This is a genomic window from Flavobacterium sp. 5, assembly GCF_002813295.1.
Classification (GTDB): domain Bacteria; phylum Bacteroidota; class Bacteroidia; order Flavobacteriales; family Flavobacteriaceae; genus Flavobacterium.
In genome coordinates this window covers 3,811,670-3,836,255 of sequence record NZ_PHUE01000001.1, presented here as the reverse complement: position 1 = coordinate 3,836,255, position 24,586 = coordinate 3,811,670, and the positions used below count along the sequence as shown (strand labels likewise).

At 31.9% G+C, this 24,586-nt stretch carries 26 protein-coding genes; 20 read left to right on the top strand and 6 right to left on the bottom strand.

What is annotated here, in order from left to right:
* Positions 1-14: 14 nt before the first annotated feature.
* The 3 genes from CLU82_RS16020 (at position 15) to CLU82_RS16010 (ending at position 2,438) form a co-directional block, all read left to right on the top strand.
* Complete coding sequence (locus CLU82_RS16020) at positions 15-290, top strand: ATP-dependent Clp protease adaptor ClpS (RefSeq protein ID WP_100844036.1); 276 nt, start codon at positions 15-17, stop codon at positions 288-290.
* A gap of 199 nt (positions 291-489) precedes the next feature.
* Positions 490-1,761 (top strand): sterol desaturase family protein, encoded by a 1,272-nt coding sequence (locus tag CLU82_RS16015; RefSeq protein ID WP_100844035.1) that lies wholly within the window; start codon positions 490-492, stop codon positions 1,759-1,761.
* Positions 1,762-1,769: 8 nt separating this feature from the next.
* On the top strand, positions 1,770-2,438 hold the full coding sequence (locus CLU82_RS16010) for a lysoplasmalogenase (protein WP_100844034.1): 669 nt from the start codon (positions 1,770-1,772) through the stop codon (positions 2,436-2,438).
* Positions 2,439-2,504: 66 nt separating this feature from the next.
* On the opposite strand, the gene CLU82_RS16005 is transcribed toward CLU82_RS16010, so the two are convergent.
* Entirely contained in the window at positions 2,505-2,918 is a 414-nt protein-coding gene (locus CLU82_RS16005; RefSeq protein WP_100844033.1) for a DUF6691 family protein, read from the bottom strand.
* Between the two features lie 3 nt (positions 2,919-2,921).
* Positions 2,922-3,479, bottom strand: a complete 558-nt coding sequence (locus CLU82_RS16000; protein WP_100844032.1) for a YeeE/YedE family protein — start codon at positions 3,477-3,479, stop codon at positions 2,922-2,924.
* 183 nt (positions 3,480-3,662) lie between these two features.
* Here CLU82_RS16000 and CLU82_RS15995 point away from each other — a divergent pair, with 183 nt between their 5' ends.
* The 4 genes from CLU82_RS15995 to CLU82_RS15980 all read left to right on the top strand — a co-directional run bounded on the left by CLU82_RS15995 (position 3,663) and on the right by CLU82_RS15980 (position 7,076).
* Positions 3,663-4,112, top strand: coding sequence for a 2-dehydro-3-deoxyphosphooctonate aldolase (locus tag CLU82_RS15995; protein ID WP_100844031.1), 450 nt, complete (start codon positions 3,663-3,665; stop codon positions 4,110-4,112).
* 255 nt (positions 4,113-4,367) lie between these two features.
* The gene (kdsA, locus tag CLU82_RS15990; RefSeq protein WP_100844030.1) at positions 4,368-5,186 is read left to right on the top strand and encodes a 3-deoxy-8-phosphooctulonate synthase; all 819 of its coding nucleotides are present in this window, start codon (positions 4,368-4,370) and stop codon (positions 5,184-5,186) included.
* Between the two features lie 18 nt (positions 5,187-5,204).
* Positions 5,205-6,119, top strand: coding sequence for a hypothetical protein (locus tag CLU82_RS15985; protein WP_100844029.1), 915 nt, complete (start codon positions 5,205-5,207; stop codon positions 6,117-6,119).
* Between the two features lie 96 nt (positions 6,120-6,215).
* Entirely contained in the window at positions 6,216-7,076 is an 861-nt protein-coding gene (locus CLU82_RS15980) for a hypothetical protein (protein WP_100844028.1), read from the top strand.
* 47 nt (positions 7,077-7,123) lie between these two features.
* Here CLU82_RS15980 and CLU82_RS15975 read toward each other — a convergent pair whose 3' ends face one another.
* Complete coding sequence (locus CLU82_RS15975; protein WP_100844027.1) at positions 7,124-7,474, bottom strand: DUF1801 domain-containing protein; 351 nt, start codon at positions 7,472-7,474, stop codon at positions 7,124-7,126.
* 76 nt (positions 7,475-7,550) lie between these two features.
* Between CLU82_RS15975 and CLU82_RS15970 the strand changes: the two genes are divergently transcribed.
* The 9 genes from CLU82_RS15970 (at position 7,551) to CLU82_RS15930 (ending at position 13,459) form a co-directional block, all read left to right on the top strand.
* Positions 7,551-8,162 carry a hypothetical protein gene (locus tag CLU82_RS15970; protein WP_100844026.1) on the top strand — a complete coding sequence of 204 codons (612 nt, stop codon included), beginning with the start codon at positions 7,551-7,553 and terminating at the stop codon, positions 8,160-8,162.
* Between the two features lie 43 nt (positions 8,163-8,205).
* A complete protein-coding gene (locus CLU82_RS15965; RefSeq protein ID WP_100844025.1) occupies positions 8,206-8,883 on the top strand; it encodes a YiiX family permuted papain-like enzyme in 678 nt (225 codons plus the stop codon).
* A 3-nt stretch (positions 8,884-8,886) separates the two neighbouring features.
* Positions 8,887-9,183, top strand: coding sequence for a transcriptional regulator (locus CLU82_RS15960; RefSeq protein WP_100844024.1), 297 nt, complete (start codon positions 8,887-8,889; stop codon positions 9,181-9,183).
* Between the two features lie 72 nt (positions 9,184-9,255).
* A complete protein-coding gene (locus CLU82_RS21165) occupies positions 9,256-9,912 on the top strand; it encodes a DUF1361 domain-containing protein (protein ID WP_100844023.1) in 657 nt (218 codons plus the stop codon).
* Positions 9,913-9,918: 6 nt separating this feature from the next.
* Positions 9,919-10,239 (top strand): hypothetical protein, encoded by a 321-nt coding sequence (locus CLU82_RS15950; protein WP_100844022.1) that lies wholly within the window; start codon positions 9,919-9,921, stop codon positions 10,237-10,239.
* Between the two features lie 24 nt (positions 10,240-10,263).
* A complete protein-coding gene (locus CLU82_RS15945) occupies positions 10,264-10,569 on the top strand; it encodes a hypothetical protein (protein WP_100844021.1) in 306 nt (101 codons plus the stop codon).
* Positions 10,570-10,593: 24 nt separating this feature from the next.
* A complete protein-coding gene (gene creD, locus CLU82_RS15940) occupies positions 10,594-11,952 on the top strand; it encodes a cell envelope integrity protein CreD (RefSeq protein ID WP_100844020.1) in 1,359 nt (452 codons plus the stop codon).
* 762 nt (positions 11,953-12,714) lie between these two features.
* Positions 12,715-12,921 carry a hypothetical protein gene (locus tag CLU82_RS15935; RefSeq protein WP_232735257.1) on the top strand — a complete coding sequence of 69 codons (207 nt, stop codon included), beginning with the start codon at positions 12,715-12,717 and terminating at the stop codon, positions 12,919-12,921.
* Positions 12,911-13,459 (top strand): Smr/MutS family protein, encoded by a 549-nt coding sequence (locus CLU82_RS15930; protein ID WP_100844018.1) that lies wholly within the window; start codon positions 12,911-12,913, stop codon positions 13,457-13,459. Before CLU82_RS15935 ends, CLU82_RS15930 begins: the two co-directional genes overlap by 11 nt.
* Before the next feature lie 77 nt (positions 13,460-13,536).
* Here CLU82_RS15930 and CLU82_RS15925 read toward each other — a convergent pair whose 3' ends face one another.
* Complete coding sequence (locus CLU82_RS15925) at positions 13,537-14,490, bottom strand: hypothetical protein (RefSeq protein WP_100844017.1); 954 nt, start codon at positions 14,488-14,490, stop codon at positions 13,537-13,539.
* A gap of 254 nt (positions 14,491-14,744) precedes the next feature.
* On the opposite strand from CLU82_RS15925, the gene CLU82_RS15920 reads away from it, so the two are divergent.
* Positions 14,745-15,668 carry an EamA family transporter gene (locus CLU82_RS15920; RefSeq protein ID WP_100844016.1) on the top strand — a complete coding sequence of 308 codons (924 nt, stop codon included), beginning with the start codon at positions 14,745-14,747 and terminating at the stop codon, positions 15,666-15,668.
* Positions 15,669-15,670: 2 nt separating this feature from the next.
* Positions 15,671-16,792, top strand: coding sequence for a cysteine desulfurase family protein (locus tag CLU82_RS15915; RefSeq protein WP_100844015.1), 1,122 nt, complete (start codon positions 15,671-15,673; stop codon positions 16,790-16,792).
* Positions 16,793-16,824: 32 nt separating this feature from the next.
* Here CLU82_RS15915 and CLU82_RS15910 read toward each other — a convergent pair whose 3' ends face one another.
* On the bottom strand, positions 16,825-17,514 hold the full coding sequence (locus CLU82_RS15910; RefSeq protein WP_100844014.1) for an aspartate/glutamate racemase family protein: 690 nt from the start codon (positions 17,512-17,514) through the stop codon (positions 16,825-16,827).
* Positions 17,515-20,151: a patatin-like phospholipase family protein gene (locus CLU82_RS15905; RefSeq protein WP_100844013.1), complete on the bottom strand. Its 2,637-nt coding sequence runs from the start codon at positions 20,149-20,151 to the stop codon at positions 17,515-17,517. It abuts the gene before it with no gap.
* 198 nt (positions 20,152-20,349) lie between these two features.
* Here CLU82_RS15905 and CLU82_RS15900 point away from each other — a divergent pair, with 198 nt between their 5' ends.
* Together CLU82_RS15900 and fumC are read left to right on the top strand one after the other, a co-directional pair.
* Complete coding sequence (locus CLU82_RS15900; protein ID WP_100844012.1) at positions 20,350-23,061, top strand: pitrilysin family protein; 2,712 nt, start codon at positions 20,350-20,352, stop codon at positions 23,059-23,061.
* A 133-nt stretch (positions 23,062-23,194) separates the two neighbouring features.
* Positions 23,195-24,580, top strand: coding sequence for a class II fumarate hydratase (fumC, locus tag CLU82_RS15895; protein WP_100844011.1), 1,386 nt, complete (start codon positions 23,195-23,197; stop codon positions 24,578-24,580).
* Positions 24,581-24,586: the final 6 nt, after the last annotated feature.

Genomic DNA, 24,586 nt, shown 5'->3' with positions numbered 1-24,586 from the left:
AAAAACCTAAAAGCATGAGTACAATAGAAAAAGTAAAAGAAAAAAGAAGAGAGCAGGAAGTTACTGCTATGAACAATGAAATCATAGTATACAATGATGATGTAAATACTTTTGACCATGTTATTGATACTTTAGTTCGTGTTTGTGATCACACTCCTATTCAGGCTGAACAATGTTCACTTATAGTTCATTTCAATGGAAAATGCACTGTAAAAACTGGGGAATATGACAAATTAAAAATACAATGCACTGGATTATTAGAAGCTGGATTAAGTGCCGAAATAATCTAAATTACAATACCGTTTCCAAAAATTAGTTTTTGTGGAGCCTATTTGAGAAGTACAATCTTAAATAGGCTTTTTTATGTTTTATAGTTAAACATTCTTTTTTTCAAAACTAAAATAATTCCTTTTCAAACATGTGAAATAAACACAGCTATTCGCATAATTTTCAAGTAATATTATATATTTGAATAAAAATACCCCTAATATGGAAGAATACGGTAAAATATTAGTTTTTGTTATGCCAATTTTTTTGATCTTAATTATAATCGAAAAAATATATGCCCATTATAAAGGAGAAAATACCACTCCTAATATGGATTCGGTTTCTAGTATAAGCTCAGGAATGGTTAATTCTGTCAAAGATGTTCTTGGACTTAGTATTACTGTAATATCCTATGAATGGTTTGAAACAAAATTTGCTATATTACATTTACAACCTATTATTTGGACTTATATTATTGGCTTTATAGCTATCGATTTTTATGGCTACTGGAGTCACAGATTGTCACACCAAATTAATTTTCTATGGAACAAACATGCCATTCACCACAGTAGTGAAGAATTTAATTTGGCATGTGCTTTGCGTCAACCAATTTCGAGTTTCGTCAATCTATTTACTTTTTTATTAATTCCTGCTGCACTATTAGGTGTTCCTCCAAAAGTAATTGCTATAACACTTCCTATCCATTTATTTTTACAATTTTGGTACCACACCAAACACATTAAAAAAATAGGGTTTCTTGAACAAATACTTGTAACTCCATCTCACCATCGGGTTCATCATGCCATCAATCCAATTTATATGGATAGAAATCATTCTCAAATATTTATAATTTGGGATAAAATTTTTGGTACTTTTCAAGAAGAATTAGATTCGGTCCCTCCTGTTTTTGGTATTACAAGGCCTGCACATACTTGGAATCCTTTCCGAATTAATTTTCAGCACTTGTGGTTATTAATTACCGATGCATGGCGTTCGGATAACTGGAAAGACAAAGTTACCATTTGGTTTAAACCAACGGGATGGAGACCAAAAGATTTCGAAGAAAAATATCCAGTGGACAAAATTACCGATGTATATGCGTTCGAAAAATATGGCACACAACATTCTAATTCTCTAATGTATTGGTCATTATTTCAAGCCATAATTACTTTATTGCTTATTACCTATATGTACAATTCCATTGCAATTATTGGCTTGCCAAACGTATTTATTTATGGTGCTTTCATATTCCTGACTGTTTACAGCTACACAGAATTAATGGATGCCCGAAAAATTTCATTGCTTTGGGAAGGAATTCGGTTTCTGGTTGGAATTGCAATTATTACCTATGTTGGAGATTGGTTTGGCATCGACAGTCTTTTCCCTTTTGCTTCTTATATCATTATTGGGTACCTTATTTTATCTCTCTCAGTTACCGTTTATTTTGTAAATACTAATTTTGAATCAGAAAAAGCAGCCATAACCATCTCTTAAAACAACCTATGAAATCATCTTTACTTCTCAAAATCTATCTTGGTTTTACCATACTATACTTAGCAATTCTTTTCTTTAATATAGAAGGCTTTGACTTTTTTATGAAACCATTATTGTTACCAATTTTATTAGCAACAGTCGCAATTTTAGAAAATTTTCCAACCAAAAAAATACTTTTAATTGCGTTAACTTTTTCCTGGATTGGTGATATAATTCTATTGTTTGCAGACAAAGGCGAATTATATTTTATCTTCGGATTAGTAGCTTTCCTTATTTCTCATATTGTTTATATTATCCTATTCAGTAAACAAGAAAGAACCAGAACTATTACTAACAAAAAGGTCTTCTTCATAGGTTTTCTGGCTATACTCTTTTATTTTAGTTGTATGATTTCTGTTTTATTTCCAAAACTGGGTCCTTTAACAATCCCTGTTGTAGTCTATGCTATTGTAATTACCACAATGCTTTTTATTGCATTCAAAGGAAGTTTAGAATGGGCAATTCCTGCAAATAATTATATCTTACTCGGTGCAATTTTGTTTGTTAGCTCAGATAGTATTTTGGCTTTCAATAAGTTTTATGAACCAATAACACATGCCTCATTTTACATTATGATTACCTATTGCATGGCACAATATTTTATAGCAACTGGAATTTTAAAACTGAATAATAAATAAAGATTTTAAATCAAAAAAAAAGCATTTTCTAAATAGAAAATGCTTTTTTTTGAATACTTAGTTTTATTAATGAGGCAATTTACTTTTTAAAGCGCCATAAATAATAGTTCCAATCAATGCGCCAATAAGCACAATAATTACTGGTAAAAAACCTGCGCCTATCAATATAAAAATGGGTCCTGGACAAGAACCTACCAAAGCCCAACCTAAACCAAAGGAAATCCCTCCAATATAATATCTGGCATTACTATTCTCTTTGTCCATAATTTCAATAGGCAAACCTTTGATGTCCTTGATATTATTTCTTTTAATTATTTGAACTCCAAGAATTCCTGTTGCAACAGCTACTCCAATGATTCCATACATATGAAAAGATTGAAATTGAAACATTTCATAAATACGGTACCAAGAAACCGCTTCTGACTTGGTGAGTACAATTCCAAAAAGGAATCCTACTAGAAAATATTTTAATACTTTCATAATCTAAAAAATAAGGGGTAATAAAAAATGTGCCATAATCAATCCACCAACAAAGAAACCAATTACTGCTTTTAAAGATGGTAACTGTAAATTACTTAATCCTGAAATAGCATGTCCAGAGGTACATCCGCCAGCATAACGTGTTCCAAAACCAATTAAAATACCACCTCCAAGAAGTATCAAAATACTTTTGGGCGATTGCCAAATTTGGTCTCCAAATAAAGCTTTCGGCATTAATTGACCATTAGGTGCCTCAATTCCCATTTGAGAAAGTTGTGCAATTGTTTTTGGATTTATATTCACATTGGAAGGGTCACTCATAAAATGCACTGCAATAAAACCTCCGACCATAGCACCCAACACTACTACAAAATTCCAACGAAGCGATTTCCAATCGAAATCAAAATAGGAAATTCTTTTTCCTAATCCTGTCATAGAACATAACGATTGGAGATTGGTTGACATCCCGAAATTCTTTCCGAAATAAATCAAGGTAAGCATTACCATTCCTATTAAAAAGCCCGAAATATACCAAGGCCAAGTTTGAAAAATCACATTCATATTTATTTGTTTTTGATTGCAAATATAAAAAGGATAAAGCATTCCTTATGTGAGAAATGTTACATTTGTAAAAATATTTAGAATCATAAAAGTTCAATATCAGACCAAATGATAATTACAATTTGATTAATTTTGAAACAGTAATTCAACCTTTACATTAGAATACTAATTAACTCTAAAAAAATGAAAAAAATAATTCCTTTTATTGCTTTACTCCTTATTATAACTTCATGCGGAAGTATTAAATCATCAATAAAAAATGTAGACAATAACGCTCCAGTACCTGTTGTAAAAAACAATGCTTTTATAATTACAGCCTACAGTAAAGACAAAAAATATGGCTATAATAAAGATTACCCAATAAATATATTTTATAGAGGCACTAAAAATGATACGATTAATCAAAAATATTTCTTGAATGCTTTGGCAGGGCCAAAAGGCGAAAAAATTACGTATACTAAATTAGAAAACTGTTGTCCTTTTCCAACTAAAAATAGCGAAATGGGAGCAGGTTTTCTGGATGTATATGAATTAAAATGGGAAGGACAAAAAGCACCTGTTATATTATATTTAAACATTTATGAAAGAGGTCAATTAATGGTTCCTGTTGGTCTTAGTTTGAAAAAATTATAATTATATACCCAACAGTCCTAGCCCGGGTAGCAGTGAAAATCCTTTTTTTATAGACGCTATTTTTTTCTTGAATGAATAGAGCGACCAACGGAAGCTCCTATACATTCTTAGAAAAAAAGCGTATTGCAAAAAAGGTTGTAACGAATAACCGGAATAGCTCCGAATTATAAGCTCGATACTTATAAAAATAATTGCAAAATCTAATTCGGAAATCGCAAATTCAAGTTACCTTTGCACTTTCAAAAAAAACAAAATATGAACATACATAATATACCTCAAATTAAACATACTGAGAGCGGTAACTTCTTTTTACTAGCTGGTCCATGTGCCATTGAAGGCGAAGAAATGGCAATGCGTATCGCTGAGCGATTGGTTGAAATTACTGATAAATTGCAAATCCCTTATGTTTTTAAAGGATCTTTCAAAAAAGCGAATCGTTCTAGAATTGACAGTTTCTCTGGAATTGGTGACGAAAAAGCACTTAAAATACTTGAAAAAGTATCTAAAACTTTTGGAGTACCAACTGTAACTGATATCCACACCAATGAAGATGCTGCTATGGCTGCTCAATATGTGGATGTTTTGCAAATTCCAGCATTTCTTGTTCGTCAAACTGATTTAGTTGTAGCTGCTGCTGAAACCGGAAAAATAGTAAACTTGAAAAAGGGACAATTCATGAGTCCTGAAAGCATGAAACATGCTGTACAAAAAGTATTGGATTGCAACAATCAAAGCGTAATGGTTACGGATCGTGGTACAATGTTTGGCTACCAAGATATGATAGTAGATTACCGAGGTATTCCAACGATGCAACAATACGCTACTACAGTTTTGGATGTTACGCATTCTTTGCAACAACCAAATCAAACTGCAGGAGTTACAGGAGGAAGACCTGATATGATTGAAACTGTTGCCAAAGCTGGAATTGCTGTTGGTGTAGATGGAATTTTCATTGAAACTCATTTTGATCCTGCAAATGCTAAAAGTGATGGTGCTAATATGTTGCACCTTGATTACTTTGAACCTTTGATGAATAAATTGGTTGCCATTAGAAAAACCATCAACCAATTCTAAAATATTAAAATTAATACATTGAAAACAAAATTTTTATACACTACTCTTTTAGTTCTTTTTCTTACTGTTAATACTTTTGCACAAGATAGCATGCCAATTAAAGAAAGATTTACTGCACACAATAAAGGTAAATTCTTCATTTCATGGGGTGGTAATAGAGAGAGTTATACTGAATCTGATGTAAACTTCAGAGGAAAAGATTACAACTTTACCGTTGATAATATGGAAGCTCACGACAAACCAAAAGGTTGGCATATTGATTATATTAATCCTGCTAACATGACAATTCCGCAAACTAACTTTAGAATGGGATATTTCATTAATGACCATTATAGTATTGCTATTGGTTGGGATCACATGAAGTATGTTATGACCCAAACTCAAACGGCCAATGTTACTGGTTATATTAATTTACCTGCTGATCAATCTGGATCTAAATATAACGGAGATTATAATAACACTCCTGTAGATATGTCTCAAAGTAATGCTCAAGAAGGTGGTTATGATCAAGGTATTCCTCAACCAAACGGTACTGCTTTTTTAATGTACGAACATACAGATGGTTTAAACTACGTCAATACTGAGGTTTCCAGACATGACGATATTTCGAAATTGTTTAGATTACCAAATACTGATAAAGTTCAGATTAACTTAACTGAAGGTTTAGGAGCCGGACTTTTATATCCAAAAACAAATGCTACTGTGTTAGGAATGCCTCGTCATGATGATTTTCACATTTCTGGATATGGTTTATCTGCAAAAGCGGGAATTAATTTTACATTTTTCAAATATTTCTATGTTCAGGGAGAGCTAAAAGGTGGCTACATAAACATGCAAGATATCAGAACTACACAAAGTAATGATGATAGAGCCTCACAAGATTTCTTCTTTTTTCAAAGAATTATTGCTTTTGGAGGTATTTTTAGATTATAAAATACTCTTACATAATATCAAAATCTCCTTCGGGAGATTTTTTGTATAAGAGAAATTATTGCTTTAATAAAAAATTATTAATCAAATTTAAACACATTGAAAACAAATTATTTATATACTGCGTTTTTAGCTCTTTTTATTACTGTTAATGCCTTGGCTCAAGACAGTACTCCATCAAATGAATTATATACTGCTCACAACAAAGGTAAATTCTTTGCACATTGGGGAGGAAATAGAAGTTATTACACTACTTCTGATATTCATTTTGAAGGGACTGGATACAATTTTACTGTAGAAAACGCTCAATCACATGATGTCCCAAAAGGTTGGAATATTGATTATATCAAACCCGGAAGTTTAACTACATCTCAAACCAACTGGAAAGTTGGGTATTTTTTTCATGACAAATTTAATGTTTCTATTGGGATCGATCATATGAAATATGTGATGACTCAAAATCAAACAGCCATGATTAATGGAAATATTAATTTACCCGCGAGCGAGGTGGGTTCTGAGTTTAACGGAACTTACATTAACCAACCCGTAGATTTATCAGATGGTAAATTTTTAAAGTTTGAACACACGAATGGATTAAACTATGTTTTTACCGAAGTTGCTCATTATGTTGACATTTCTTCTATTTTTGGTATTAGAAATACAGATATTTTTCAACTAAATTTTACTCAAGGAGTTGGTATGGGAATATTAGTTCCAAGAACAGATGCAACTGTTTTAGGAAAAGAAAGGCATGATGAATTTCATATTTCTGGTTACGGATTTTCAACGGATGCAGGTTTAAACTTTACTTTTTTCAAGCATTTTTACATGCAAACTGAAATAAAAGGTGGTTATATCAACATGACCGATGTAAGAACTACTTATACTGACGATCATGCTCAACATCATTTTTGGTATGGCGAAACCATCATTTCTTTTGGTGGCATATTTAGAATATAAAAATACTCTTATCGTATAAAATTAAAATCTCCTTCGGGGGATTTTTTTTATACATATAATTTTGCCGCTTCCTTTATGACATCAATCAAAATAACATTATCTATTTCTTCCAAATCATAATATCTAAGCGACTTAACAGTATTTCTTTTTTCATCAACCAAATATTCTTGATTTCTTTTTAATTGAAATCCTCTAGCAAAACCTGCATCTACAAAACCTTTTTTAGAATTAGAAATAAGATAACAAAACATTCTTTTTTTATAATATAAATAAGGCATTCCCCATTTAAAAGACATCTCCAAATCTGGAATTTCTCCTTTAAAAACACTAATCAAATGCATTAAAATTGCTTGATATTTTTCGGGTTGGCGATAGATGTATTCGTCTGTTAGTCTCATCTCATAAAAATAATCAAAAATAGTATTGCATATCAGGAATTTTATTATTTACTTTGTAATTCAAAGTACTTTATATATGGAAGATAAATATTTACAAGATATTAGCGACATCAAAAACATGATGAACAAATCCTCACAGTTTATCTCTTTGAGTGGTTTGGCTGGAATAATGGCTGGAGTATACGCTTTGATTGGGGCCTATATTGGTCATGAATTAATTCATAACAACTACGACAGTAACCATATTATAACTTTAGAAAGCACTACATTTAAATTGATTGTGTTAACTGCTTTAATTGTATTAGTTTTATCTTTAGGAACTGCTTTTTTGCTAACTATTAGTAAAGCGAAAAGAGAAGGCGAAACAGTTTGGAATTCAGCCTCCAAAAGACTGTTAACCAATTTCATGATCCCATTAGTTACTGGAGGAATATTCGGTTTGTTATTACTACGAAACGGAAGCTACGGTTTAATAGCTCCTGTAACACTTATTTTCTATGGATTATCATGTGTAAATGCTAGTAAATATACCTTAAGAGATGTACGTTATTTGGGTATCACTGTCATCATTTTAGGGCTTTTGGCTACCGAATTTTCTGGATACGCACTTGAATTTTGGGCATTAGGTTTTGGAGTTTGTCATATTATTTATGGAAGCATGATGTATTTTAAATATGATCGAAACTAAAGAAATTGAGATTTATAGATAATCCATTAAAATCCAATACAAAATGACATTAAAAAAAACAAAGTATCTTTTTGCCATAATTACCTTTCTAATGAGTTTTGGCTGTGCTTTGGTCATTGCCAATTCCATGTTTGGAAATATTCTGTTTGGTAAACGACCTGAAAATCTATTAACTAAAATTCAAGAAGGGGATATGATTTTTCAAACTTCTCAATCCAAGCAATGTGAAGCAGTTCGAATAGCGACCAACTCGAAGTTTTCACATTGTGGAATCATTTTTATAGAAAAAGGCAAGAAATATGTTTTTGAGGCGGTACAACCCGTGAAATTAACCCCTCTCGAAGAGTGGATAACCCATGGAAAAGAAAACCGTTTTGTAGTTACCCGATTAAAAAATGCTTCAACAATACTCAATACGCAAACATTGCAAAAAATGAAAGCATATGGAAAAACACTAAATAACAAAGACTATGATTTATACTTTGAATGGTCTGATGATAAACAATATTGCTCCGAATTAATTTGGAAAATATACAAAAATGGAGCTGGAATTGAATTGTGTCCGCTTCGAAAATTGAAAGACTTTAATCTAAAAGACCTTAGAGTTCAAGCTATACTAGCCGAAAGATATGGAGCTAAAATTCCGCTCGAAGAAAATGTTGTAGCACCATCAAACCTGGAACAATCCAAAATAGTTACCACCATAATAGATACTTACTAAGATTTGAAAAATATTATTCAAAATATCAATAAAGCTTTTGACCATCGCATCCGACTGGGAATCATGTCGGTTCTAATGGTCAATGAATCGGCCGATTTTAGTACTTTGAAAGAATTATTAGGAGTTACTGATGGTAACCTAGCCAGTCATACCAAAGCCTTGGAACTAGAAAGCTACATTGTTATCGAAAAACAATTCATAGGTAAAAAGCCAAATACAAGTTACAAAACAACCAAAGAAGGACGTAAAGCATTCCAAGAACACATCAATGCTCTGGAAAAATTAATTCTGAAACGATAAACTATTTTTTTATCTACTTACTTTGAAATTCAAAGTACTTTTAAATAATCAAAATTTTAAAATCTTAAAACTATGCAACTCATAATCAAATTATTCAATACCAACCGAAAGATCAATAGTGTTTTGGTTCTATTTACAATGTACTGTCTAATTTTACTTGTTATTCGAGCTAAATTAACCAATACTATTTATCTCTTCTTTTTAATCTGGAATCTGTTTCTTGCCTTTATTCCTTACTTTTTTATTAGCTATTTGAGAGCTAAAATTTCTATTCATAAAAGTAAAATTAAAACACTTTCACTACTATTTCTTTGGCTTCTTTTTCTACCAAATTCGTTTTACATTCTTACTGATTTGATTCATTTATCACAATCAAGCAACCATTTAGTTTGGTTTGATTTGGTTGTCATAAGCTCCTATGCTCTCATTGGATTTACACTTGGCATCGTTTCATTGATTGAATTTGAAACCATAATAAAAATCTATGCTTCCTCCCTAATTGCCAATTTAATAATGCCTGCAATTTGTTTTTTATGTGGTATAGGAATTTATTTAGGTAGAATTCTCAGGTACAACAGTTGGGATATTATAAGCGATCCACTCGAACTAATCCAAGCAATACTAACCTCTATATCATCAACTCATGCATTGCTATTCTCCTTTTATTTTGGTGTCTATATCTATTTGTTTTACTCCTTAAAAAAAATCTATTCAACTATAAACCAATAACAAATTATGCAAACTACTTTTATCCACGAAGAACCTTTTGAAGGCAGAACTTCTACCGAACTTGCCCTTGGCTGTTTTACAATTGGCACACTATTTTTTATTCTTTTTCTAACGCTACAGGATACCTCTTTTGTATTTATCATTGGATGCATCTTTATTATTATGGCATTACCTCTCAATGCTATAATGCTTATTCATCTATTGCATCATTTTTACATTTTACCACAACAACGAAAATACATTGGGCAAAAAATTATAATTCTATTGAGCAACATTCCTGCCCTATTCCTGTATTTCAACATTCTAAAAACACTTCAACTACTATAACTTTTAACTATAAAAACCAAAAATATGGAAACACAAAACCGAACAAAATTATATCAAAAATGGGCTTTTTCAAACGAATTAGCCATTGGCTCATTTATCATTGGTACTTTATTACTGCTTACACTCAAAGCCATGCCTTACGAAAGTATGGTATTATACATTGGTTTATGCTATGTTCTTTTTGCAATCGTCATCAATTCTATAATGCTATTGTATCTCATTTTCCTTTGCATCATTTTACCTGATGATCGTAAAGATTTAGCCTTAAAAATCATTCTTCTATTATGTAATATCCCAATTACAATAGTATATCTCTTCACTATTTTTTAATCAAAAACCTTTAATAACAAAAACATGGAAACAACAGAAAATCAAAACCCAACCCCGACTCCATTCTTCCAATCCAATACCGCCAAAATGATTATGGTTGGAATATTAACTTTCGTATTGCTTATTCCTCTGGAATTTGTCAAAAACTTAATAACTGAACGTTCAACTCGTCAAGAAGAAGTCATCACCGAAATCAATGACAAATGGGGCGAAAGCGTCTATTTCTATGGACCTATATTGAAAGTACCTTACACTTCATTTGAAGAAACATTATCAATCAACCAGAAAACCAACGAAACTGTCAAACAACAAAAAGCGATTACCAAATACGCTTATTTCTTCCCCGAAGATTTAAAGGCCAAATCCAATGTAACCACCAAAGTACTCAACCGTAACAATTACGAATCGGTCGTATATAGTTCCAAAATGAATTTCGATGGACATTACATTCAACCCGATTTTAGCAGTGTAAATATTCCTTCCGAAGTTATTCAATGGAACAAAGCCACCATTCTAATCAAAACTACCAATCTAAAAAGCATCAAAAATGAAGTAAAAATCAATCTTGGCGGAACCAAATTTACTTTCGAACCCGTTTACAGCAATAATCCAAACGATTCCACACAAGCCTTAGAAACTGGTTTTATAGACTTAAAAACTATTTTAAAAACAGATAAAACGAACTTCGGTTTTGAGATCACTTACAACGGAAGTAAACAAATAAAAATGGTCCCAATTGGCAAAACCACACAACTAAGTATGCAATCCAACTGGAGTTCACCGAGTTTTACAGGCAATTTTCTTCCTGATGATAAAACCAAAAAAATCGATGCCAATGGTTTTACAGCCAATTGGAAAATCCTTCACATCAACAGAGCTTTTTCGCAACAATTCTTTGAAAATCTTCCTGATTTAAAAACCTACGCATTTGGAGTCGATTTTGTAATTCCAGTAAACCAATACCAACAAAACGAAAGAGCTTCAAAATATGGCTTTCTCGTAATTGGATTAACGTTTTTAATCTTTTTTCTAATCCAATCAATTAGCAAAATCAAAATTCATATTTTTCAATATTCGATGATTGGTTTAGCACTCATTTTATTCTACACCCTACTTATTTCCATCACCGAGCACAGTAGTTTCATGAAAGCCTACCTAATCGCAGCATTTGCAGTCATTACATTGATATCCCTGTACTCGATTTCCATCCTTAAGGAGCGCAAATTCCCACTATTTATCGCCGCCTCACTCACAGGATTATACACCTTTATCTACGTAATTATCCAATTAGAAAACTACGCTTTATTAGTAGGAAGCATCGGTTTATTCTGCATATTAGCAGCAGTAATGTACTTTTCCCGAAAAATTGATTGGAATAAATAAAGTAGAATAATTAGGAGCTATTTCCTGCTATCCGCTACAATCTTGTGGGCCGAACGCCGGCCCACAAGGATTTTCACTACTATCAGGGCTAGGGCATCACGTTTATTAAGAACATTTACAGAATCATTGCAAGGAGCGAAACAAACTCACAAACAATAGCAATCAAAAACAAATGCGATTAATCAACATTCCTCTCAAATACTTATGCAAAGTATTTGGCCATACTAATAGTAAGGCTCGCATATCAATTTTGTAGGCACAGCCTATTTATTAGACAAGCGCGCCTACCAAAATCGAAGGCGATGCATATCATTTTGATAGGTTAACCTTCGATTTTGATAAGCGCGCTTATCATTTTTATAGGCTCTCCTTCTGTTTTAATAAGTGGTACATACAAATTATTAAGGCGAGCCATAGTTTTAGTATGGCATAGCTATCATTTTGGTAGGCTCAACCATGCTTTTTATATAACTAGATATACAATTTATATAGTTAACTATAGTTTTTATATACTCTACTATACTTTTTGTATACCTCCCTATCCTTTACAGTATGTCCTCCTCTAGTTTTGGTAGGCGAGCTTATGTTTTTTTTTTACAAAATTATTATCACATTTCTATTACAGACAGTTATACTACAAACTTATCTTTCTCGAAAAACAAAACAACCACATTGACAAAAGCAAAGAAAATAGTAAATCATAGAAACGAATTTTGAAAATCCCAACAGCTTTAAACAAAACTCTCCTAAAGTTTAGTATTTTTGAAGCCTGAAAATGAAATAATGAAAAAAATTGTAATCCTGATAATGGCTTTGGCCATAGGTGTTGCGTTCTACGAACAAACAAGCGCCGATAAAAATGTATATGTAATGGTGATTGCCATTGTCATTTTCATGATGGGAATGATGCGTTTAAGCAGCAAAACTCCAAGTAAAAACGAAGATAATAACGAAGACGATGTTCAATAAAGGAGATAAAGTATCAGTGCTGGATGAAGCGGTTGATGGTGTGGTTTTATCTGTAAAAGATAAAGTAGTCACTATCGAAACTGAAGATGGTTTTGTGATGAATTTTGCAGCCAACGAACTCATTAAAATTGGTGAATCAACCAACCTAATGGATGGAATCAAGGGTATTAATATCAATGAAATAAAAAAGGAAAAGGAAATTCCAAAACCACGAAGTTTTGTCAAAGAGAAAAAAGACAAAAACGAATTACCGGTTCCCGAATTTGATTTACACATCGAAAAATTGGTTCCCAATAAACGCGGAATGTCCAATTATGATATTTTGACACTGCAAGCGGAAACTGCTCAACGCCACATTGAATTTGCCATCCGCAACCGAATTCCGAAAATTGTTTTTATTCACGGCGTAGGCGAAGGTATACTAAAAGCCGAACTGGATTTTCTTTTAGGACGCTATGACAATATTGTTTTTCAGGAAGCCAATTATCAAAAATATGGTCAGGGTGCTACCGAAGTATATTTTAAACAAAACAAATAAATAGCTCTAATTGTATTCCATAAAAAAACGTCAATGGTATTAGCATTGACGTTTTTTTATTATTGAATAACTTCTCTTTACGGTTTAACGGTTTGTAAGTTTCCGTATAAATAATTATCTCCCAATTGAAAATTGCTAAGACCAGATGCAAGACTTACACTTTTTAGTACTATTGTATGTTTAAAAACATTAGGTCCAGATGTTACTGTAGTAACCTCAATAGTGCCTCCTGGAACTCCTGTCCATTCTTCCTTAACAGTAGGCAATGCAGGCTGTGTAGATTGACAGAAGTAAGTTTGATCAGTCACCACACTATTAAACAAGCAGTAAGTCAGTTTATTATTAACTACCCCTATAACCCCAGTTCTAGGTTGACCTGGAGGTGTATCTTCATTGAGAATTAATTCTGGGTCAATATTAAGTGTAAACGTTTCACTAGCACTAATTTCGAATACAACCCCATTATCATCACAAATATTTAATTTTTCATCAAAAGCAAATGGTAATGAAGTAGTTACATTTTGTAAATAATCCCCAAAAATGAACTCTTCATAAAACTGAGTGGTTCCATCTCCCTTAGTAAAAGTGATATTTGTGAAAATAATATTATGCTTATATCCTGTTATTCTTGTACTATTATCGGCCTCAGTAAACTTTTTAACAGTTTCTGTTGTAATTTCAATAACACCAGAAGCAGCATTCCATTGTGTTTTTATATTGGGAGTCGCGGGAGGAATCAAAGCACAAATATTATTTGAAGATACTTTTCCGTCATAAAAATTATACACAACTTGGTTCAATGGATTGATAGGTAACTTAATAGGCTCAACCGTTGGCTGCATCTTAAAAGTACCATCAGGAACATTTATTATCAAAGATTCACCATCTTTTAATTTAAATATCAAATTATTAGCTTCTCCACAAGTACTTGTAGCTACTTCAGTAAAATCAATAGTATCTACTACTAAATCTCCATCATCACAACCTGAAAAAGCAAATACACAACATAAAATTCCCAAAAATCGTTTCATTCTTCTTTTATTTTGAACAAAAATATAATATTTAATTTGTTCCGTAAACTTTAGAGATCAAAAACATATCCATTACAGTCAATTTAATCTTTTACGCTACCCTATTTTTATATTATTAATACTATAACAAGCAAAACAACAAAGAACTCAATTTTATGAAATCTCAATTATACCAATTCATTCCTTAACATCTAAACCAAATTCATTTTATTGGTTTTAGAAATTCTTACCTTTGTGCAGAATTTTACTTTTCAATGAAAAAATACAACTATTACTTTGCAGCTTTTTCAGCTTTTTTTCTCTGGGGATTTTTCAGTCTGGCTTTAAAACCAATTTCCAGTTATCCCTCTCTCGATATACTATTCTATCGCGTGTTTTTTAGTGTATTTACATTGACTTCCATAAATCTAATTTTCAGAAGAAAAAAGCTTAAAAAAAACTGGGATGATTTTAGTATAATGTCAAAACAAACAAAACGAAAAATCATCATATTAACCTTGGTAGGAAGTTTGATTTTAGCTTCCAATTGGTTGATTTTTATATATGTAATTAATCATATAAATGTCAAAGCAGGTTCACTCGCTTATTTAATTTGCCCAATTTTAACCACTGTTTTTGCTTTCTTTTTGTTAAAAGAAAAATTAAACAAATGGAAATGGATAGCAGTGTGCATCAGTACAATAAGTTGTATTTTATTATCCCTTAATCATTTTCAAGATATTTTTTACAGCCTTGTTGTTGCCTCAACCTATGCCTTGTATTTGGTTAGTCAGCGCAAGAATAGTGAAATTGATAAATTTGTAATTTTGAACATTCAGTTACTTTTTATTGCTTTACTTATTTTACCTTTTTATCCAAATTACAGTGGAGCAATTCCTGTTGATCCTTTATTTTATACGTGTTTATTTTGCATCGTTGTATTCTTTACAATTATTCCGCTTTTTTTAAACCTGTACGCATTAAAAGGTCTGGACTCATCTACTGTTGGAATCCTAATGTATATCAATCCGATAATCAATTTTACTCTGGCTGTTTTTTACTTTAAAGAGGAAGTTAGTTTGCTTCAAATGGTATCCTATTCTCTTATTTTGTTCTCCATTATTATTTTTAATAAGAAAATATTATTTGGCAAAAAAAATAAATCCAAAGCAATTGCTCAAGATTCAAAATCTATATAAGCATGAAAAAAGTATATCTCGATAACGCCTCTACTACTGCACTGCATCCCGAAGTGATCCTGGAAATGACCAAAATACTAACCGAAGATTATGGCAATCCTTCGTCTACTCATAGTTTAGGACGTAATGCCAAAAGTATACTTGAGCTTTCTCGAAAATCGATAGCGAAACAAATAAATGCTTCTGCATCTGAAATCATTTTTACTTCTTGTGGCACCGAAGCCAACAATTGGATTATGCGTTCGGCTGTAAAAGATTTAAAAGTAGAACGTATTATCACTAGCAAAATAGAACATCATGCTGTACTTCATACAGCAATGGCGCTTCAAAATGAATATAAAATTCAGTTGGATTTTGTAAATGTGAAATCTAATGGCGAAATTGATTTGACACATTTAGTCGAATTATTATCAAACGAAAAAAAAACCTTAGTTTCATTAATGCATATTAATAATGAAACTGGCACCATTTTGGATCTTGACAGAGTTAGCCAAATTTGTCAAGAACATAATGCTTTATTTCATTCAGATACCGTACAATCTATCGGAAAAACTAAAATTGATTTACAACACACTCCAATTGATTTCGTAGTAGCCAGTGCACATAAGTTTCATGGTCCAAAAGGAGCGGGATTTGCTTTTGTTCGAAAAAATGCAGGTTTACAACCTTTGTTTTTTGGAGGAGAACAGGAAAAAGGACTTCGCCCAGGAACTGAAGCGATACATCAAATTGCAGGAATGGCAAAAGCACTCGAACTTTCCTATCAAAATCTTGAAACCGAAAGTCAATATATTGCCTCATTGAAAGAATATACTATTGAAAAACTAAAAGTAAATTTTCCAGATTTTAAAATCAATGGAGAAAATACCTTTTATAATTTACTCAATATAACTTTACCACTAGACGAAAGTAAAACAGCCATGATTTTGTTCCATTTGGACATGAAAGGAATAGCTGTTTCTCGAGGTAGCGCCTGTCAATCAGGTAGCATCAGACCTTCGCATGTATTAGCGGAAATGCTTTCACCAAATGATTTAAAAAAGCCAAACATTCGTATTTCATTTAGCCATTTTAATACTACCGAAGATATTGATATATTGATAGAAGGTCTTAAAAATTGTTAAGCAAATACTGAATGTAACATCTAATTAAAAATTTAACTTAAAGCAAATGCTACTGCAGCATTTGAATGTATTAAAGCAGTATCGAAAACCGGAACTTTTACCTCATCTTGTTTTACCAGTAAAGGAATTTCTGTACATCCGAGAATTATCCCTTCTGCTCCATTATCGATTAATTTTTCTATGATTGAAAGATATCTTTTCTTGGTACTTTCCAGTATTAGTCCTTTTCCTAATTCATTAAAGATAGTTTCATGAATAAATTCCCTGTCATCTGTCTCTGGTATTATTGTTTCAATATCAAGAGCAGATAATTTGTCTTTAAAGAAATCCAATTCCATTGTGAATTTTGTTCCTAAGAGCCCTACCCGTTTAATATTCGTTTTTTGAATTTCTTTTGCGGTTTCGGTGGCAATATGTATCAAAGGTAAACCGATACTTTCCTGAATACGATCCGCAATTACATGCATTGTATTGGCACAAAGAATAATTGCTTCAGCGCCACTGTTTTTAAGACTTTGAGATGCTTTAGACAACATATTAAATGTTGATTCCCAATCGTTATTATCATTATTATTTTTGATATCATTATAATTAAAAGAATAAATCATGCATTCAGCAAAATTAACACCTCCTAATTTTTCATTAATTCCTTCATTTATAAATCTATAATAATCGGCAGTTGATACCCAACTAATCCCACCTATCAATCCTAATTTTTTCATTTATTTTACTTTTCCTAATCTATTATACCAAGGGTTAAAAATACGAATATAAATTATAGAAAAGACCCAGCCGAATGTTATTAGCAAAAATAATATGGCTTTCTTTTTTATTGTATTTTCTATATTAATTGCTTTGGCTAAAAATTTGGATAGAAAACCAACTAAAAAAACAATTACTGTAATTCCTATAAAATCATAAGAGATATCAATTTGATAAAAAGGTTTTGGATTACTCCAATTACAAATTAAACCAAATAGCATTACAATCAACACAATACTACCAATTCCTAAAACTGCAAAACTTAGACTTTTTGACATCTTAATAATCTTAAAAGGAATAGTACTGCTAATTTTCAATTGTTTTACCAATTGTTTTTCTTTAGCAGGAAGAGTGCAATTCTCTGCTACTTTCAGAAAATTCCAATTCCATTTTTTCACAGCTTCAGAACTATTTTCATGCATCATTTGTTTGTATCCACTATACATTAAAGCATACGCTTCAAGATCATTAAAGGAATCCAAATCGGTTCGTACTTCACTAAGTCCTTTCTGAATTTTCTTCATCAAACCATATTTCAAAAGTGCATTTTCATCTTCTATTTCTTTATCATACAAAATACTCCTATTTACATCGGTACAATCAATCCAACTCACAGGAAGTTGTGTCAATCCATTTTTTAGATGGACAATTGAAAGTTTACTAACAATTGACGAATATTTTCGAGATTTTAAATCCAATAATTGAATCTCACGCAAACGTTCCTGCAAAATAGTATCAACTCTAAAAAACAAGGACAATGCATTTTCAGTATGCACTGCATGATTTGGCATTTGTGCACTGGCATCGCTTATAATAATTTCATCACACTCCTGCTCTAATATTGATGCTATCCCTTGATTATCATGCACACCTCCATCAATCAATTCTAAATTGAAATTTTTATACAAATCTTTCAATACTAGAGGCTGAAACAAAACTGGAACACATGATGAAGCCGCAACAGCATAACCCAATCTAAATTTTTGGTACTGCTCTGGTGCATTTTCATAATACATTCTTCTCAAACGTGGTTTTACATCGAATTCATCTGAAATATATGTTGGTGGTTCACCCATCCAAGAAGCTGTAAATTGCCAATTGTGTCCCGTATTTACTGCTGTAGCATTTAGAATTAATTGTGGCACCTTATTACTTCTTTTCCAATTATCATTATTCAATTTGAATGATTCATGACCAAAAGGAACAATAAATAAATCGCTCATAAAAATTGGTGATGAATCATTTTTGGGGAGTAATGATTTATAAAAATATTCTTCATACAATTCACCTAATCTATTAGAACGAGAATATGAATCTCCATTCCACATCTTCAAATTCTTAGAAAAACTGGTTAAGAGTCTCATTCTAATATTCTTTTGAACAGCACTTAAAAATTCTGTTTCAATTTCTTTTACAATTTGAATATAATCTTCTTGCACAATGCTTTCATCAGTTTTACTTTCAAATAACTGCTTGATTTTTAAATAATAAAAAGCACCAATGATAGAACCTCCAGAAACGCATGAAATAACCTCAATGTCTTTTAATTTATCTTTCTCGGCCAAAGCCGCCAAAACTCCAATATGAAACAAAGATGCTCTAAAACCACCTCCAGAAAGCCCGATTCCCAGCTTGTTTTGCTGTTTTTGTTTTACATTACTTTCATTCTCACTTTCATTAGCCTTGAGATTTAAAGCAATTAAACATTTATTTTGTTCTTCCTTTATAATTTCATTTTTATGAAAAGGATCTTTATTTATAGATTTTTGACCTTTCTCCTTATTTTGATAATTAGTCAAATTATAGATTTGTTTACTAAATGATTTAATTTGCCAATTCTCTGTTTTGTCCTGGGTATATAATTCAATAAAATACAATGATTTTTTATACATTCGTAAACCAAAAAAAGCTTCAGCCAAAGCTGTATATAATTTCTCCTTGGATTCAATTCCATCTTTAAAAACGACTTCATCGACATCTACCAAATAAGCATCGATAATTTCTTTTCTTATATTTTGTGCTATTTCAAATCTTGCAATTGTTTCGCTAGTAATTTCACAAGTTTCAGAGAGTTGTTCTAAATTTTCAATTACAATTAACTCATTAATATTAGCATAATTCACAGCTGTATTAACACACTCGGTTTCGGTTTGAATCGATTTATGCATTTTGTTTTGCCAAATCAAATATCCTTTTTTATAATAGGATCGCGATTGCAATAAATTATGAAATTGATGATTAAACTTCCACTTGTTTTTATAAATTGCACCTGCAATGCCTACTGTTCTTGAGTTTTTTGTATGTTCTAAGTCACAATAGGACTTGAGTATATTAATTGCTTTATCAAATTTAAAATAAGAAGACAACGTACTGTCTTTGTATACATTATCAGCTAAATCCTGATATTTAAAAAGTTTTATTTCAGTGCCTTGATCTTCATTGTCAGCAATCTTTTTTAACAATATTTCAGTAGCATAGCCATATTGCTCATATTGAATTAGGTTTTGATATAAATCTTCGAAAGAAATGTCATTAGAAATATCTTCACCTCTCAAATAATTTTTGGCCCATGTAATTAGCTCTTTTTTATCATCCATAGTTTTAAAACAATACTGAAAATCAAATTATTAAAACAAAATATTTATTTTAATGAGAAACATTTTATAAATTTAAAAAAAAAATAAAGCAAACGAATTAATCGTGTTAAAACCATCATAATTTTTCGAATTTAATTGATTATTCTTTCAAAAAAAATAATATTTTTACAATATAAACTTACAATCAATCATAAAAGCATGAAAAAACTACTCCTTGTTCTCTCTTTTGTGTCCTTATTAATCACAAAAGCCTATTCACAAGAACCAACTCTTGTCACTTCAGTAGAAGGTATTAAAGAATATAGCTTACCTAACGGAATGAAAATTTTATTAATTCCAGATGCCGCACAATCAAATGTGATTGTCAATATTGTATATGGTGTAGGTTCTCGTCATGAGGGCTATGGAGAATCGGGTATGGCGCATTTATTAGAACACATGTTATTCAAACGTTCTTCTAAATTTACTGATATCAAAAAAACGATTGCCGATAAAGGTGCTCAAGCCAATGGTACCACTTATTATGATCGTACTAATTATTATGAAATATTGCCAGCTACAGATGAAAATTTAAAATGGGCTCTAGATATGGAATCGGATAGAATGGTCACGTCGGCTATACTCCAATCGGATTTAGATAGTGAATTTAGTGTGGTTCGAAATGAATTCGAAATAGGCGAAAATGATCCATCAAGTGTTTTAAACGAACGTATTCTTTCCACAGCTTATTTATGGCATAATTATGGAAAATCAACCATTGGAAGTAAAGAAGATATTGAGCGAGTAAAAGCAAGCAGATTAAAAGTATTTTATCAAAAATATTACCAACCAAATAATACCACACTTATTATTGGAGGAAAATTTGATGAGAAAAAAACTCTTTCTTGGATTAAAGACTACTTTTCTCCTATTCCAAAATCAAAAAATGAAATTGAGAAAACCTATACTTTAGAGCCTGCTCAGGACGGAGAACGTTTTGTTGAACTCAAAAGAAATGGTGATCTTCAGTATATTGGAATGGCCTATCATAGTCCAAGTTATGCAGACAAAGAATTTGCAGCCAATAATGCTTTAATTTCAATACTTACCAACAATCCTTCTGGAGCTTTATACAAAGCATTGGTAGAAACAAAATTATCAACTAATGTATATGGTTATACTTTGACATTAAAAGATCCAGCTTTTAGCTATTTTGCTTGTGAGATTGCAAAAGATAAGGATATTAATGCAGTTCAAAAAGCTTTTTTAGAAACTATGAATTCAGTTCCTACAATGGCTTTTACAGAAGACGACCTTAAACGTGCTAAAAATGAATTGTTAAAGCAATTTGAAAACACTTATAACAAAACCATCAATTTATCAGTAGCAATGACTGAATATATTGGAGCTGGTGATTGGCGTTTGTTTTTTATAGACAGAGACAATATTGAAGCCTTGACTGTTGCTGATATCCAAAATGCAGCTAAAAAATACTATTTACAAAGCAACAGAACTTGGGGACGCTTCATTCCAGAAGTGACTAGCCAAAGAACAAAAGTAAACGAAATCACAGATATTGCAGCCGTGGTTAAAGATTACAAAGGAAAAGCAATGGAAGCTAACACCGCTACCTTTGAAACATCAATAGCAAATATTATAAAATCTACTGAGGAAGGAAAATTAGCCTCTGGAGGAAAATATGCTTTATTAGAAAAACCAGCCAAAGGAAATAAAATTGAAGGTCGCATTTTATTAAGAATGGGAGATGAAAAATCATTAAGTCAAAAATCGATGATTGCTGGTTTAACTGCAAGTATGTTAAAACTTGGAACTAAAAACAGAACTAAAAAAGAAATCAACGACCAAATCGATCAATACAAAATCAACCTGAGCTTATCAGGTGCTATAGATGGTTTATATGTAAGGATTAGTACTGACAAAACCAACTTAAGTAATGCTTTAAACTTGGTACAGGACATTTTAAAAAATCCTTCGTTTGATGTTACCGAATTTGAAAAACTAAAACTGGAAACCAAAAACGGATTAGAAGCTAACCGTAATGAACCACAAGCTGTTGCAAGTGAAGAGCTAACAAAACTAACGGCATTATATTCAAAAACACATCCGTTTTACTCTGAAACAACAGATGAAAGCCTGGCAACATTAAACAAAATTACAATTGAGGATATTAAAAACTTTTATGCTACTTTTTATGGAGGAGCGAATAGTATATCATCCTTTGTTGGAGGAATAGATAAACCGATTATAAAAAATTTCCTGAGCACTACTCTTGATAATTGGAATCCAAAGGTCGCATACAAAAGAATTCCAACTCAATATTTTGATGTAAAATCAAATGATAAAACTATTCAGATCAATGATAAAACAAATGCAGCTTTGTTTGGGAAAATCAATTTGAATATTGGAGAAAAAAGTCCAGATTATCCTGCATTAGAAATGGCCAATGAGTTACTTGGAGGCGGATCTTTCTTATCTTCCAGAATACCACAACGCTTGCGCGAAACAGAAGGTTTAAGTTATGGAGCTGGCTCTTATTTGCAAGCAAATGCTGTAGATCCAACTACCAGTTGGGGAATATATGCTTTTTATAACCCTACGATGAAGGACAAATTAACGACTGCTTTGAATGAAGAAATTCAAAAAGCAATTAGCAAAGGTTTCACCAAAGAAGAGTTTGACAGCTCATTGAAATCTTGGCTACAAAACAGACAAACGATGCTAGGAGTTGATGAATTTTTAGTTTACAGACTAAGAGAAAATATGGATTCAGGAAAAACTTTTAAAGATTATGAAGAGTTTGAAAACAAAGTTAAAAGCTTAGATGTACAAAAAATTAATACAACATTAGTTAAATATTTTGATCCTAAAAAATTCATAATTGTAAATGCCGGAGATTACATCAAAAAGTAAATCCAACTAAAATTCCACCATTAAAAGTATTGAGCGATCAATACTTTTTTTTATTCGAATCAAATAATTTAAAACTAAAAAAAGGAGTAATTTTATTAGATAAATTAAACCGCAAACATTCAAAATTAATACCATGAAATATAGAATCGAAAAAGATACTATGGGAGAAGTTCAAGTTCCTTACAATAGATATTGGGGAGCACAGACGGAACGTTCTTTAAACAATTTTAAAATTGGTCCATCAGCTTCTATGCCAAAAACTATTATTGAAGGTTTTGCTTATCTAAAAAAAGCTGCAGCTTATACTAATTGCGAATTGGGTGTTTTATCCGCTGAAAAAAGAGATTACATCGCTTTGGTATGCGATGAAATTTTGGATGGAAAACTCTCTGATGAATTTCCATTGGTGATTTGGCAAACTGGTTCGGGTACGCAAAGCAATATGAATGTCAATGAAGTAGTTGCCAATCGTGCTCAAGTTTTAAAAAAACTAAGTATCACTGAAGATGAACCTTTCATCAAGGCCAATGATGATGTGAACAAATCACAATCTTCTAATGATACTTTTCCAACTGCTATGCACATTGCTGCCTATAAAATGGTCGTAGAGAACACAATTCCGAATGTTGAAAAATTAAGAGATACACTTCGAAAAAAGGCTTCCGAATTTAAATCGGTCGTCAAAATTGGCCGTACTCACTTGATGGATGCCACTCCTCTAACCTTAGGTCAGGAAATTTCAGGCTATGCAGCGCAATTGGATTTTGGTTTGAAAGCTGTGAAAAATACATTACCACACTTATCACAAATCGCTTTGGGTGGAACTGCGGTAGGAACAGGTTTAAATACGCCAAAAGGATATGATGAAAAAGTAGCTGAATATATTTCGCAATTTACTGGACACCCTTTTGTGACTGCCTCTAATAAATTTGAAGCCCTTGCAGCTCATGATGCAATTGTTGAAACACATGGTGCTTTAAAGCAATTAGCAGTTTCTTTGAATAAAATTGCCAATGATATTCGAATGCTTGCGTCGGGACCAAGATCTGGTATTGGTGAGATTTTGATTCCCGAAAATGAGCCTGGTTCTTCAATCATGCCAGGAAAAGTAAACCCTACACAATGCGAAGCATTAACGATGGTTTGCGCTCAAGTTATAGGAAATGATATGGCAATTACTGTTGGTGGTATGCAAGGTCAATATGAGTTAAATGTTTTTAAACCTATGATGGCTGCTAATTTTCTCCAATCAGCGGAATTGCTTGGTGATGCTTGTCACTCTTTCGATATTCATTGCGCCCAAGGAATTGAACCTAATTACAAACGAATTGAAGAGTTGGTTAACAACTCTCTGATGCTGGTTACAGCTTTAAACACCAAAATTGGTTATTATAAATCGGCAGAGATAGCACAAACTGCTCATAAAAACGGAACTACTCTCAAAGAGGAAGCTGTTCGTTTGGGATATGTAACTCCCGAAGAATTTGATGAGTGGGTAAAACCCGAAGATATGGTTTAAACAATT

Coding starts and splice junctions, on each gene's coding strand:
- CLU82_RS16020 (WP_100844036.1), top strand. CDS start 15: ATGAGTACAATAGAAAAAGTAAAAGAAAAAAGAAGAGAGCAGGAAGTT.
- CLU82_RS16015 (WP_100844035.1), top strand. CDS start 490: ATGGAAGAATACGGTAAAATATTAGTTTTTGTTATGCCAATTTTTTTG.
- CLU82_RS16010 (WP_100844034.1), top strand. CDS start 1,770: ATGAAATCATCTTTACTTCTCAAAATCTATCTTGGTTTTACCATACTA.
- CLU82_RS16005 (WP_100844033.1), bottom strand. CDS start 2,918: ATGAAAGTATTAAAATATTTTCTAGTAGGATTCCTTTTTGGAATTGTA.
- CLU82_RS16000 (WP_100844032.1), bottom strand. CDS start 3,479: ATGAATGTGATTTTTCAAACTTGGCCTTGGTATATTTCGGGCTTTTTA.
- CLU82_RS15995 (WP_100844031.1), top strand. CDS start 3,663: ATGAAAAAAATAATTCCTTTTATTGCTTTACTCCTTATTATAACTTCA.
- kdsA (WP_100844030.1), top strand. CDS start 4,368: ATGAACATACATAATATACCTCAAATTAAACATACTGAGAGCGGTAAC.
- CLU82_RS15975 (WP_100844027.1), bottom strand. CDS start 7,474: ATGAGACTAACAGACGAATACATCTATCGCCAACCCGAAAAATATCAA.
- CLU82_RS15970 (WP_100844026.1), top strand. CDS start 7,551: ATGGAAGATAAATATTTACAAGATATTAGCGACATCAAAAACATGATG.
- CLU82_RS15965 (WP_100844025.1), top strand. CDS start 8,206: ATGACATTAAAAAAAACAAAGTATCTTTTTGCCATAATTACCTTTCTA.
- CLU82_RS21165 (WP_100844023.1), top strand. CDS start 9,256: ATGCAACTCATAATCAAATTATTCAATACCAACCGAAAGATCAATAGT.
- CLU82_RS15950 (WP_100844022.1), top strand. CDS start 9,919: ATGCAAACTACTTTTATCCACGAAGAACCTTTTGAAGGCAGAACTTCT.
- CLU82_RS15945 (WP_100844021.1), top strand. CDS start 10,264: ATGGAAACACAAAACCGAACAAAATTATATCAAAAATGGGCTTTTTCA.
- creD (WP_100844020.1), top strand. CDS start 10,594: ATGGAAACAACAGAAAATCAAAACCCAACCCCGACTCCATTCTTCCAA.
- CLU82_RS15930 (WP_100844018.1), top strand. CDS start 12,911: ATGTTCAATAAAGGAGATAAAGTATCAGTGCTGGATGAAGCGGTTGAT.
- CLU82_RS15925 (WP_100844017.1), bottom strand. CDS start 14,490: ATGAAACGATTTTTGGGAATTTTATGTTGTGTATTTGCTTTTTCAGGT.
- CLU82_RS15920 (WP_100844016.1), top strand. CDS start 14,745: ATGAAAAAATACAACTATTACTTTGCAGCTTTTTCAGCTTTTTTTCTC.
- CLU82_RS15915 (WP_100844015.1), top strand. CDS start 15,671: ATGAAAAAAGTATATCTCGATAACGCCTCTACTACTGCACTGCATCCC.
- CLU82_RS15910 (WP_100844014.1), bottom strand. CDS start 17,514: ATGAAAAAATTAGGATTGATAGGTGGGATTAGTTGGGTATCAACTGCC.
- CLU82_RS15905 (WP_100844013.1), bottom strand. CDS start 20,151: ATGGATGATAAAAAAGAGCTAATTACATGGGCCAAAAATTATTTGAGA.
- CLU82_RS15900 (WP_100844012.1), top strand. CDS start 20,350: ATGAAAAAACTACTCCTTGTTCTCTCTTTTGTGTCCTTATTAATCACA.
- fumC (WP_100844011.1), top strand. CDS start 23,195: ATGAAATATAGAATCGAAAAAGATACTATGGGAGAAGTTCAAGTTCCT.